Here is a 13264-nt window from a genome sequence, read left to right as displayed (position 1 = left end):
TTTAAATCATAACCTTCTATTTATTGTTATTCACTTATCGCTATAAATCTGCGAATCCTATTTGCAAACCTCAATTGACAAGGAGCGTCACAATGTCACAACTGTCACAGTCTACGCTACAGCTATCGAACCCAGATCTACTTAAACAGCAGTGTTTCATCAAAGATGGCTGGCATGCCGCTAGTGATGACTCGACTATTGATGTGAGCAATCCTTTCAACGGCGATATCATCGGTACGGTACCAAGCCTGACAACCAACGATGTGAACGACGCGGTTATCGCCTCTCATGAAGCCCAAATCACTTGGGCAGCCAAAACCCCAAAAGAGCGTGCTGAGCTACTACAAAAGTGGGCAGACCTCATCGATGCCAATAAAGAAGATTTGGCTATCATCATGACCGCTGAGCAAGGCAAACCTTTAAACGAGTCGCGCGGTGAAGTGGGCTATGCCAATAGCTTTATCCGCTGGTTTGCCGAAGAAGGCAAGCGTGTTTATGGCGATGTTATCCCTGCCAATCAGTCACAACTGCGCCATGTCGTCCTAAAGCAGCCCGTTGGTGTCTGCGCGGCGATCACGCCTTGGAATTTCCCAGCAGCGATGATTACCCGTAAAGCCGCGCCAGCATTGGCAGCAGGCTGCACGATGATTATCAAACCTGCGACTGAAACGCCATTTTCTGCATTAGCACTGGCTGCCTTGGCTGAGCAAGCAGGTATTCCAGCAGGCGTTATCCAAGTAGTGACGGGTAAATCCTCAACCATCGGCGACATCCTAACGGGCGATGCACGTATTCATAAGCTTTCATTCACAGGCTCTACCGAAGTCGGTCGTACCTTGATGGCTCAATGTGCGACAACCATCAAAAAACTGTCATTAGAGCTGGGCGGTAATGCGCCATTTATCGTTTTTGATGATGCTGATCTGGAAAAAGCGGCTGAAGGCTTAATTGCTTCTAAATATCGTAACGCTGGTCAAACTTGTGTTTGTGCCAACCGTGTCTACGTGCAAGACAGTATTAAAGATGAATTCCTAGATGTGTTTGTGAAAAAAGTCGCTGAACTAAATGTCGGTAACGGTATGGATGAAGGCGTGGATATTGGTCCTTTGATTAATCAAAAGGCGCTAGAAAAAGTGCAAGCGCTACTTAAAGATGCTTTAGACAAAGGCGCGACGCTTATCGCTGGCGGCAGCACCAATGACGCCTCAGAGCTTACTTACAATCCAACGGTCATTACCGATATCAGTGCTGAGATGGATATCGCGCACGAAGAAATATTTGGCCCTATTGCCACTATCTTTACTTTTAAAGATGAAGCAGACGTTATTCGTCAAGCCAACGATACGATTTATGGCTTGGCTGCCTATTTCTACAGTGGCAATTATGCACGTTCATGGCGCGTCACCGAAGGTCTTGAGTACGGCATTATTGGTCATAATACGGGTCTGATTTCTACCGAAGTCGCCCCATTTGGCGGTGTCAAGCAGTCTGGCTTTGGCCGCGAAGGCTCAAAATACGGCATCGAAGAATATGTCGTGACCAAATACTGGTGCTCTGACGTCAGCTAATCATTTAGCGACATGCTCTCTCTTTTAAGGTTTTAATTGTCACACCGTATCGAACGGGATTCAGCACCATGAATCCCCTCTATAGCTAACAACTAACAACTGTTAACTATTAGATAAACCATTCCTCAAAACCGCCATTCAATCATTGGCACTTATGTTAAAAATAAAGAAAAGGACATTCCCATGACGACTACCAATAAATCACTACTTGAGCGCCGTAAAGCTGTTTTACCAACAGGACTTGGCGTTGCCTATCCCATCTTTGCAGAAAAAGCAAAAAACTCAGAAGTTTGGGATGTTGAAGGCAATCGTTATATTGACTTCGTTGGTGGTATCTCAGTACTGAATACGGGACACAGCCATCCAAAAATCACCCAGCGCGTGCATGAGCAACTTGACAAGTTTACCCATACTGCGGCGCAAATGATCAACTACGAATGCTATGTAGATCTTGCCGAAAAACTTTGTGAAAAAGCGCCTATCAGCGGTGAGAAAAAAGCCTTCTTTTTAACGACTGGTGCAGAAGCCGTCGAAAACTGTATCAAGATTGCTCGTGCGAAAACTGGTCGCCCAGGTATCATCTCTTTCGTTGGTGGTTGGCATGGTCGTACTTTAATGTGCATGAGCTTGACAGGTAAAGTGCTGCCGTACAAAAAGAACTTTGGTCCAATGCCAGGCCCTGTATTCCATGCGCTATTCCCAGCTGAAGAGTTGAATGTCACAGAAGCACAAGCGCTGCATAGCCTTGAGATGATTTTTCAAGCGGATATCGATCCTAGCGAAGTGGCAGCGATGATTATCGAGCCAGTACAAGGCGAGGGCGGTTTCCATCAAGTCACCCCATCATTTGCCAAATCTCTACGCGATATCTGCGACGAACATGGCATTGTCTTGATTTTTGATGAAGTGCAGTGTGGTTTTGCCCGTACGGGTACGTTGTTTGCCACCGAGCAGTTGGGCGTTGAGCCTGACTTAATGACCAGTGCCAAGAGCTTGGCAGGTGGTTATCCTATCTCTGCCGTTATCGGTCGCGCCGATATCATGGATGCGCCGCAGGTAGGCGGTTTGGGCGGTACATACTCTGGTAATCCACTGGCTTGTGTGGCTGCACTCGCTGTCATGGAAGTCATCGAAGAAGAAAACCTACTTGAGCGCAGTATTGAGATTGGCGACAAAATCGAAGCCTTCTTAAAGGGCTTAAACTTAAGCAGTATCGGTCATATTCGCCATAAAGGCGCGATGCTCGCGTTTGAGTTAATCGATAGTGATGGCAAGCCTGATGTGGAAGCGACGACTAACCTAAAAGCAAAATCATTTGAGCAAGGTTTATTATTAGCGTCTTGCGGTATGTATGGCAATGCCATTCGCGTGATGGTGCCATTGACGGTTGAAGATGAAGTGCTCCAAGAAGGTCTTGATATTATCAAAGGTATCCTAACCGCTTAATAGGTATTCAGTATTTATTTATTTATAGTGAAATACATCACTTTTAATCAAGCCTCGATCTTGGTTAGAAGGTTATCTTTAATAGCACAGCAAGATTGCCCATATGGCACTCGCTTTGAGTACATTTTTTACAACGGCGCCTTGCAAGTCAAGACGCCGTTGCTGTTTGTACTATTTGAATATGAAACAAGTAGTGCCTAACAGCTTGGATCAAAAGGTATATATGATAATTATGATGGGTACTATCCCACTAAACAAAAGATAGTGTGACCGTCAAGGGTTAACACGGATGACACACAGACAAGGAGCAGGTTATGTCTGAATTAAAAAAATCGTTAGGGACGCTAGATATTATCGCCTTAGCATTCGGTGCTATGGTTGGTTGGGGCTGGGTAGTCTTGGCTGGTGGTTGGATTTTATCTGCCGGGACGTGGGGCGCAATGCTGGCGTTCTTGATAGGCGGCTTGGCAGTGATACTGATTGGTGTGACGTATGCCGAGCTTGCCGCATCGATGCCGATTACGGGCGGTGAGCATACCTATACGCATAGAGCACTGGGGGTAAATGTCTCCTTTATCTGCTCATGGAGTATTTTATTTGGGTATTTTTCGGTGGTCGCGTTCGAGGCGGTTGCCTTGCCGACGGTCGTAGAGTATTTTATCCCCAATTACAATCAAGGATATCTCTGGACCATCGCTGGTTGGGATGTTTATGCCACTTGGGTGGGCGTTGGGATGCTAGGCTCAGTCATCGTCACTTGGCTAAATATCCGCGGTATGGAAGTCAGTGCCTGGTTTCAAAAGACGGCCGTATTGGGCATCTTATTTGTGGGTACGTTGCTGTTCATTGGCGCAGTCATGTTTAATCCTGAAGGCTCAAACTCAGTACAAGCGCCTGCATTCATCGGTGGTATTGGCGGTATGATGGCCGTTATTGTCATGGTGCCGTTTATGTTTGTCGGCTTTGACGTTATTCCGCAAGCGGCAGAAGAAATTGATCTGACTCGTCCTAATATTGGTAAATTTTTGATTTTATCGATTGTCGTTGCGGTAATGTGGTATGTGGGTATCGCTTGGAGTGTTGGCACGACCTTGCCACTCTTACAAGCCGAAAACTCAACGCTCGCCACTGCGGATGCGATGACCAATGCTTGGCATGGCAAATGGGCAGGTATATTGTTAGTGATTGGCGGTGTGCTTGGTATTTTATCAAGCTGGAACGCCTTTTTGATTGGTGGTAGCCGACTACTTTATGCCATGTCAAAAGCACGTATGTTGCCCGCATTTTTAAGCAAGCTGCATCCAAAGTATAAGACGCCGTCGAATGCCATTTTATTGATCGGTGGCTTGGCGACACTAGCACCCTTGTTTGGTCGTAAAATGCTGGTGTGGATCGTAGATGCTGGTGGCTTTGGTATCGTTATTGCTTATACCTGTGTGGCTATCTCATTCTTAGTACTCCGCTACCGCGAGCCTGATATGGTACGCCCATTTAGAATACCAGCAGGTAAGCTTGTGGGCATGATTACGATTGCGCTAAGTTTTGGAATACTCATGCTGTATATGCCAGGTATGCCATCCGCGCTAACCCCTATCGAGTGGTGGATTTTCTTTGGCTGGACAGTCTTAGGTATTGCGTTATATGGCTATGCAAGGGTGAAATATCCAGGTATTAGCGAGTCAATTATGGCAGAAGAGTTACGTGAATTAAAAATCGTTAATCAGTTGTGGTTAAAAGACAATCCACCTAAACAATAGTTTTTCCGATGGGTTATTTTTAATAAAATTGTCCTACAAAAAAAGCCTAACAGTCAATGTTAGGCTTTTTATTTTTCTAAAAATGACTCTATCGATTACGACTTATCACGAATCAACTTATAGTTTAAAAACTCAGTAATACCAAGAGTGCCAAGCTCGCGACCAAATCCTGAGCGTTTAACGCCGCCAAACGGGGTATTGGCTTCGCTACCAGAAGGCGCATTGATAGTGACCATACCGACTTCTAATTTGTCAGCAATCTCAGCGGCTAGCGCAGCATCTTGCGTTTGGATAGAAGCGCCAAGTCCGAAAGGCACATCATTAGCTATCTTGATGGCATGATCGATATCACAAGCTTTGTAGACGACTGCCACAGGACCAAATAGCTCCTCACGATAGACAGCCATGGACTCAGTTACATCTGTCAATACCGCAGGCTTAAACCACGCACCCGGCTTGTCTTTGACCATGCCGCCTTCGACCAATACGGTTGCGCCTGCTTGAATGGCGCTATCGAGCTGTTCTTGCAAGTTAACTGCGGCTGCCTTTGAAGACATTGGACCAATGAAAGTGCCTTCATCAAGCGGATCAGCAAGTGTCATATTGCTTACGGCATTAGTAAACCCTTCAACGAATTTATCATACACAGATTCGACGACGATAAGGCGTTTGGCAGCATTACAGGCTTGTCCTGTATTGCCAAAACGACCAGAAATAGCCCCTTTTATAGCTTGTTCGATATCCGCATCAGCTGCAACGATAAAGGCGTCTGAACCGCCAAGCTCTAGCACGACTTTTTTCAGCGCGCCGCCTGCTATTTTAGCAACCGCTTGCCCAGCTCGCTCAGAGCCTGTTAGCGAAACGCCTTGTACGCGGCTGTCTTCGATGATAGTCGCTGCTTGCTCATTGGTGGCAAACACATTGTTATAGACACCCTCTGGTAAGCCAGCATCTTTTAGGATATCAGCGATGGCTTCTGCAGTCTTAGGACATTGCGGTGCATGCTTTAGAATAACGGTATTGCCTGCCATAAAGTTTGGCGCGACAAAACGTGCCACTTGATAGTGTGGGTAGTTCCACGGCATGATACCTAATAAAGCGCCCACAGGACGTTTTTCTACCGAAGCTGATCCTGAATCAACATCAATGGTACTAGGTGCTAGTAGCTGCTCAGCGTTGTCTGCATAATAGCGATAGATATCGGCAACTAGACCGATTTCACCTTTTGCTTGTGCAACGGGCTTGCCCATCTCATTGGCAACGATACGAGCCAGCTCGTCTTGACGTTCAAGATAAATATCGGCAATTTTATGAAGTATGGTACTGCGCTCATCCAATGAAACCTGACGCCAGTCTTGATAAGCGGTATCGGCTTGTGCAATAGCGTTCTGGATGTCCTGCTTAGTTGCCGTAGGGTAGGTGGCTTCTACTTCGCCAGTGGCTGGGTTATTAACTTGATAATCGCTCATAGCTATGTCCTTTTTTAAAATATTATTGGGTTCAAAATCCATTTGGGTCTATATTTTTATGCGTGTGTTTTTAATTGATGATTTTAGTTAATGCTTTTAATTGATGATTTTGGCTGCTGCTGAGTAATACAGTGAATATTACCACCGCCAAAGACAATCTCCTTTGTGCGTACTCCCACTACCTGATGCTGAGGAAATACTTTTTCAAGCTGCTCGATGGCTAATGAATCATTTTCATCATCATATTGCGGTACGATGATAGCCTCATTACAAATTAAAAAATTGGCATACGAGGCGATACAAACATCGCCAGTATGACGCGTCTTGGCATCGTCAGATTGTTCAATATCATAGTTCTCAGGTAAAGTAACAGGTTGCTTGGTACAGCAAAGCTTATGGACTTTTAGGCGGCGACCTTTGGCATCGGTCATATTTGAGAGCTGCTCATAGGCTTTTTGCGTTGCTTCATAAAATGGATGCTTAGGGTCGTCAGTAAACAAGCAAACCACTTCACCAGGGCGCGCAAAGCAGGCAATATCATCAATATGACCAGTGGTTTCGTCAGGATCGATACCGTCATCAATCCACAGTACTTTTTGTACATTGAGATAGGCTTTTAACGTGTCTTCAATTTGATCTTCGGTTAGGTGCGGGTTACGTCCAGGACTGAGCAAACACATACGTGTGGTCAGAACCGTGCCTTCACCATCGACATGAAATGCACCGCCTTCAATCACAAAGTCATCCGTTCGATAGCGTTTGATATCTAGATGGTCACACAAGCGTTCAGCCAGCTTATCATCGTCATCCCACGGCGAGTATAGCCCGTCATAGTCGCCGCCCCATGCATTGAATGTCCAATCACAAGCGCGTAGCTCACCTTTATCATTGATTAAAAATGTCGGCACAGTATCACGCGCCCACGCATCGTTGCTGGGCATGGATATGACTTCGATATTAGCAGGTAGACTATCGCGGCATGATTGATAATTATCAGGATTGACCAGTACGCCAACCTCACAAAATCTGTTGATTGCTAATGCGACATCAGCATAAGCTTTCTGAGCAGGAATGGCTTGCTGTCGCCAGTTATCAGCACGGTATGGCCATACCATCCATATTTTTTGTATAGGCTCAAATTCTGCTGGCATGTAAAAGCCGTCTTGCTGTGGTGTTGAGCCAGTGATTGATTGGTTCGGTAATAATGACATATAGAGCACCTTATTTGACGATAGCGCGAGTGATCTTGCTTGTTAACAAACTTTATCCATGAGTCAGCAACGTGCCATACATCGATGGACGACGATCACGGAAAACGCCCCATTGCTGACGTTCGATAGCCAGTTGATCTAAGTCAAAAGTCGTACTAAGTATCTGTTCTTTATCTTTAGATGCTTCTTGGATGATCTCACCGCGGCCATCCGTGATAAACGAGCCACCATAGAATTGCATGGTGCTGTCGTTGCCATTTTGGCTGATGGTTTCAGTGCCAATACGATTGGCTGCTACGACTGGCATGAGATTAGCGGCAGCATGACCTTGCATACAGCGTTGCCAATGACCTTTTGAGTCGATGTCCAATGTTGGCTCATCACCAATCGCAGTGGGATAAAACAGTATTTCTGCACCCATTAATGCCATGCTACGAGCACACTCAGGGAACCATTGATCCCAGCAAATACCGACACCGATTTTGGCATACTTGGTTTGCCAAACCTTGAATCCAGTATCGCCGGGGGTAAAGTAGAATTTTTCGGCATAAGGAATGCCATCTGGTATGTGCGTTTTACGATAAGTGCCAAGTATCTCGCCATCGGCATCAATCACGGTCACGCTATTAAAAAAGGTATTGCCTGATTTTTCATAAAAGCTAATCGGTAATACCACTTGCAGCTCTTTAGCCAACTGTTTGAAGTGATTGATGGCCGCATTATCTGCAACTGCGGTCGCAAGGGTAAAGTAATCAAAGTCATGAACTTGGCAGAAGTAAGGCGTCTCAAACAACTCTTGTAGCAAAATGATATTGGCACCCGCTTTGGCGGCTTTGGTGACCAAGTCAGTCGCAGTGGCAATATTTTGTTGTATATCCCAACCACATGCCATTTGAGTCGTAGCAACGGTAACATTGCGCATGATCTAAATCCTTATCGTATTTATTAGTGACTACCACATAAAAGGGCTGTTTTTATTGATTAACGAACAATCTCTCATTGCCCGTTAGTCAATGATTACAATAATAGCGCTAAGGTTGGCTTAAGCCATCATATAACCCAATCCTAAGAAGGTGACGACGGATAAAACCGCGCCGAGCATGGCATAGGGGAACTGGGTAAAAGCATGCTGCATAGGGGAGCAGCCAGCACCTTGCGCGGCAAGTAGCGATGAATCACTAAAGAAGCAAGCATGGCTACCAAATGATGATGCTGATAACAATGCGCCAATCATAAGGGGAGTGCTAACGCCTAGTGCAATAGAGATTGGAAAGACAATCGGCATAGCAAGGACATACAGCCCCCAGCTTGATGATGTGGCAAAAGTTAAAAAAGCCATGACGGCAAATATGACGGCAGGGAAAATAATAATCGTCATATAAGGCGTGATAGCCTCAATCACATATGAGGTCATACCAAGCTCATCATTGATGGCTTTTAAGAAAAAACCGCCGATGACGGTTGAGAGCGGATAAAGCATGACTTTAAAGCCTTTAAAGATGGCTTCAACTTGCGTCTCAAAACTTAAAATGCCTTGCATCCAATAGACAACGACGGTCACAAAACAGGTCAATAATGCACCGCGTAATAGATCGATTTCGAAGTAGACCGTCGAGACAATTAACAAAATCATTGGGAAAGCGAAGTTTGCGATATTGGCTTTGAACGATAGCTTGCGTTTGGCTTGGACGTTTGAGATCAGTTGCTCTTCTACAAAGGCTTCAGGAACAGGATTACCCGCTTTGGCGCGTGCCTCGGCTTTTTTCATCGGTCCCCAGTCACCCAAAATGCCATATGCGACCAAGAATACAATCAAAAGTGCAAACCAAGCATATGCCATATAAGGAATCGCGCTGATATAAAGCCCAATACCTTCACCATCGCCAGCCACGCCGTTTTCTTCTAAAAGACCGGCAAAGTAGACCGCCCAAGTAGAAATAGGCACGATAATACACATCGGTGCGGCAGTTGAATCGACGATATAAGCAAGCTTTTCACGAGAGACGTTATAGACGTCAGTGAGTTTTTTGACGGAGGTTGATACGGCTAGACAGTTTAAATAATCATCAATGAAAACCACCACGCCCAAAGCAAAGGTGGCTAATAATGACTGACGGCGTGACTTAATGATTTTTTGTAGCCATTCACTAAAGCCATCTAGACACCCACTGATCTCAAGCAGTTGAATGAGACCGCCCATCAGACCGCAGACGAGAACAATCCAAATAATGGTTTCATTACCCAGCACCATAGACATGTTGTCTGCAAAAGGGGAGACCAAATCAAAAGGATTGAGCATCACAAGGCCAGCGACACAGCCTGCGATCATGGATTCGAATGGTCGCCTAGAGACAATGGCAGTGACTAATACTAGTAATGTTGGTAGTAAAGATAAGGCGCCCCAAGATTGGTCTGGGGCACGGCTGGTAGATAGCCAAGCAAAAGCCAGATAGATAACGACGGCTACTATGACGGTGAGAAATACTCGCTTATTATGATACTGTCCTTCGACCGCATCATTGAGCTTCATGTTCATATTTACGCTCCCTGTAAAACCTCATTGTTTTTTTAAACAAGCTCTATTCTATGGTTGACGCGCGACAGACAGTAGGACAGTAGCGAATCAACTGTCTATCGCGCCCCATCACAACAATCCGTTGCTATGATAGGTCACTGTAACGACCGCTTTTAAAATAAAAATACTTTATTCAATGTTTATTATTCAAAGTTTTTATGCGTTTACATGCCAGTGGTATCTTTTAGCGCATACCACCATGAGCCCATGACAGAATAAGGGACTCGCAGCGCTCGACCACCTGGGAACGGAATCCAAGGAATTTGTGCAAAAGCATCGAACTCTTTGGTTTTACCATTGATGGCATCGGCTAATATTTGTCCAAATAGATGCGAGCCTGTCACGCCATGACCACTATAACCATGGGCGAAATATACTCGCTCATGTAGTTTGCCCATTTGTGGTACGCGGGAAAAAGACAACGCAAAGTTCCCACTCCACGCATAGTCAATTTTGACGTCACGTAGCTCTGGAAAAATCTTAGTCATGTTTGGTCTAATTTTAGCTGTGATGTCGGCGGGGTCTTGACCACCGTAGACTGTACCACCGCCAAATAACATGCGCTTGTCTGCTGAGAGGCGATAGTAATCCAAAATGTAGCGGACATCTTCGACACAAACATCGGTTGGCAGTAACTGGTCTGCTAAATCACCCAGCGGCTCGGTGGCGATAATTTGCGTCGATACAGGCATAACACGGTCAGTCAGTTTAGGGATAACTTTATTGAGATAGGCATTGCCGCATAGCACCGCTTGCTTACAAGTCACGGTGCCAAACTCTGTGATGACTTTGATAGCATCGTCAGCATATTCAATATCAACCACTAAGGTGTTTTCGTAAATGGTGCCGCCGCCTTGCTCAATGGCCGCTGCCTCACCTAGGGCAAGATTCAATGGATGGAAGTGTCCACCGGAATGATCGATGACCCCGCCTACATAAGCATCTGATTTTATATGCTCTTGAATGCCATTTTTGTCTAGCATTTCTCGGTCATGCATACCATGGCTTTCCCACAGTGCATGCGTTTCTTGTAAATCTTTTAGCTGACCATTATTTAATGCCGCAAAAATGTTTTTTTCTTTGAGATCACAGCTGATATCGTAGTCTCTAACAAAACGACGAATGATTTTGCCACCACGGGTCACGAGCTGACCGACGAAATCTGCATTTTCTTGACCATAAGACTTTTTGATTTTTTGTAGGCTGGCATTTAGACCATTGACAATTTGACCGCCATTACGACCTGATGCGCCCCAACCAATTTGCGCGCCTTCTAAAACCACGACTTCATGATCCGTTTCAATGAGATGCAGGGCAGTGGATAAACCGCTATAGCCGCCGCCAACCACACAGATTTCCACTTGGATGTCATTTTTTAGGGTTGGTCTATCCGGCTTAGGATTACGACTGGCTGCATAATAGCTATCAGGATATTGCCCTTTGTCTGAATAATGTGGGATATTGCGCGTGTTATTCGAGGATAGGTTTTGGTTCGTTGCTGCATTGCCGTTTAAATTGCTCTTTGAGTTATTTGACATATCAAACATCCTGTAAATAGGTGAGGTATTCAAGGTTGGTCACTTGCTGAGCAAAGCGTTTGGCTTCTTGCTTTTTGACCGCGATCAATAGCTCAATCATCTCGCTTGGGAACAGCGAATCAATCACATCACTGCTTTCAAATTTGCGGATGGCGGACAGCCAGTCAAGTGGCAAGGTCTTAAGCTCTGCTTCGTCGTAAGTAATGCTATTAATGGGTTCTGGCGCTTCCAGCTTGTTTTCGATGCCATACAGCATACCTGCCAGTACCGCACTACAGACCAGATAAGGATTGGCATCTGCCCCAGAGACACGGTGCTCGATACGCCGTGCTTTTGAGTCACCACCAGGGATACGTACTGCCGCCGTGCGGTTTTCATAACCCCATGACACATTGTTTGGTGCTAGCGTACCGGGTGTAAAGCGGCGATAAGAATTCACATGTGGGGCAAATAACAACGTGCAATCTGACATGGTCTTTAACAATCCAGCGACTGCATGGCGCAAGATATCTGAGCCTTCATCTGACCCATCATCAAAGACATTATTGCCGTCTTTATCTAATAAGCTGCAATGAACATGAAAACCATTCCCCGACTGTAGACCAAAAGGTTTTGCCATGAATGTCGCGGTGAGTTTACGGCGAGCAGCGACGGCCTTGACGACCTGTTTGAACAAAATGGCATCGTCAGCGGCTTTTAGTGGATCGTCTACGTGTAATAAATTAATCTCAAACTGACCACAGCCATTCTCCGCCAAAGCAGCATCTGCTGGGATATCGAGCTTTTTGCACTGTGCATAAACTTCGTCTAAAAATTCATCGAATTGTAATAGATCATTGATACTCAAAATTGAGGTTTTATTCAGTCTTAGCCCGCTTTTGGGGCGGATAGGTGGTCTTGGGGTTTCGCCTTCAGTATAGTCAACCAAATAAAATTCCAGCTCAGTGGCCATCACTGGAGTCAAACCAAGCGCTTTGAATTTTTTGCTAATGTAATCCAAAACGTGTCTGGCATCACCGTAATAAGGTTCGTTATTTTCTGTATAAAGCCAAACGGGCAATAGCGATGAAGGCGCACTGGTGTTGAGAAGTGGATAGGCGGCACGACCAGTAGGACGGGCAATGGCATCTATATCGCCATTACATTGAGAAGACTCGATGACATCAGCACCCCAAATATCAACGCCTAAGATAGATAAAGGCAATCGTATCGCACCGTCTTCTGCTTTTTCCATTTGATTGAAAGGGATGCGCTTACCACGAAGTAAGCCATTAATATCACCTGCCGCAACATAAACGTATTCTGTGTTGTTTGCAGATTCGACCATTCCATTGGTTGTCGTCATGTCTATTCTTCCTATGAATTTTTAGAATTACTGGGATTATTGTCAATACGGATACTGCTGGCGCATCGTCTTTTAGTGATATTTCTAACCAATGCTTGGTAAAACAGCGATTGATTACCTCTTATTTAAACAGTCTCTATGTGTCTCTTTATATTTCTCAAAACAAATTTTATTAATAATATGAATTCTTTAGATTTCGCTGTTCTTAGCCCTTAACATCGAGATATAAACGTCAACCCTTGTTTAATGTCTCGCTGATGACTTCCAATATAGGTGTGAAAAATATAGTTGTCAATTTTTATTTAAAATTATATTAAATTAATACATTTATTCGATTTTATTATTAATATCGGCA

At 45.0% G+C, this 13264-nt stretch carries 9 protein-coding genes; 3 read left to right on the top strand and 6 right to left on the bottom strand.

Annotation, left to right across the window (positions count from 1 at the left end):
• Positions 1–92: 92 nt before the first annotated feature.
• From JMW64_RS08600 to JMW64_RS08590, 3 genes are all read left to right on the top strand, one after another.
• Complete coding sequence (locus JMW64_RS08600; RefSeq protein ID WP_201554192.1) at positions 93–1568, top strand: NAD-dependent succinate-semialdehyde dehydrogenase; 1476 nt, start codon at positions 93–95, stop codon at positions 1566–1568.
• A gap of 183 nt (positions 1569–1751) precedes the next feature.
• Positions 1752–3014 carry a 4-aminobutyrate--2-oxoglutarate transaminase gene (gene gabT / locus JMW64_RS08595; protein WP_193837042.1) on the top strand — a complete coding sequence of 421 codons (1263 nt, stop codon included), beginning with the start codon at positions 1752–1754 and terminating at the stop codon, positions 3012–3014.
• Positions 3015–3328: 314 nt separating this feature from the next.
• Positions 3329–4771 carry an APC family permease gene (locus JMW64_RS08590; protein ID WP_060491417.1) on the top strand — a complete coding sequence of 481 codons (1443 nt, stop codon included), beginning with the start codon at positions 3329–3331 and terminating at the stop codon, positions 4769–4771.
• A gap of 95 nt (positions 4772–4866) precedes the next feature.
• Here the strand turns inward: JMW64_RS08590 and JMW64_RS08585 are convergent, their stop codons facing one another.
• The 6 genes from JMW64_RS08585 to JMW64_RS08560 form a co-directional block, all read right to left on the bottom strand.
• Positions 4867–6240, bottom strand: coding sequence for an NAD-dependent succinate-semialdehyde dehydrogenase (locus tag JMW64_RS08585; RefSeq protein WP_201554190.1), 1374 nt, complete (start codon positions 6238–6240; stop codon positions 4867–4869).
• A gap of 83 nt (positions 6241–6323) precedes the next feature.
• Positions 6324–7451 (bottom strand): agmatine deiminase, encoded by a 1128-nt coding sequence (gene aguA / locus JMW64_RS08580; protein WP_193008957.1) that lies wholly within the window; start codon positions 7449–7451, stop codon positions 6324–6326.
• A gap of 52 nt (positions 7452–7503) precedes the next feature.
• Positions 7504–8373: an N-carbamoylputrescine amidase gene (aguB, locus tag JMW64_RS08575; RefSeq protein ID WP_193008956.1), complete on the bottom strand. Its 870-nt coding sequence runs from the start codon at positions 8371–8373 to the stop codon at positions 7504–7506.
• Positions 8374–8493: 120 nt separating this feature from the next.
• Entirely contained in the window at positions 8494–9987 is a 1494-nt protein-coding gene (locus tag JMW64_RS08570; RefSeq protein WP_201554188.1) for a Na+/H+ antiporter NhaC family protein, read from the bottom strand.
• A gap of 203 nt (positions 9988–10190) precedes the next feature.
• Positions 10191–11564, bottom strand: coding sequence for an NAD(P)/FAD-dependent oxidoreductase (locus JMW64_RS08565; protein ID WP_201554186.1), 1374 nt, complete (start codon positions 11562–11564; stop codon positions 10191–10193).
• Position 11565: 1 nt separating this feature from the next.
• Positions 11566–12909: a glutamine synthetase family protein gene (locus JMW64_RS08560; RefSeq protein ID WP_201554184.1), complete on the bottom strand. Its 1344-nt coding sequence runs from the start codon at positions 12907–12909 to the stop codon at positions 11566–11568.
• Positions 12910–13264 lie beyond the last annotated feature (355 nt).

Source organism: Psychrobacter immobilis (assembly GCF_904846065.1).
GTDB lineage: Bacteria > Pseudomonadota > Gammaproteobacteria > Pseudomonadales > Moraxellaceae > Psychrobacter > Psychrobacter immobilis_H.
This window is presented reverse-complemented; position numbering and strand designations above follow the sequence as displayed.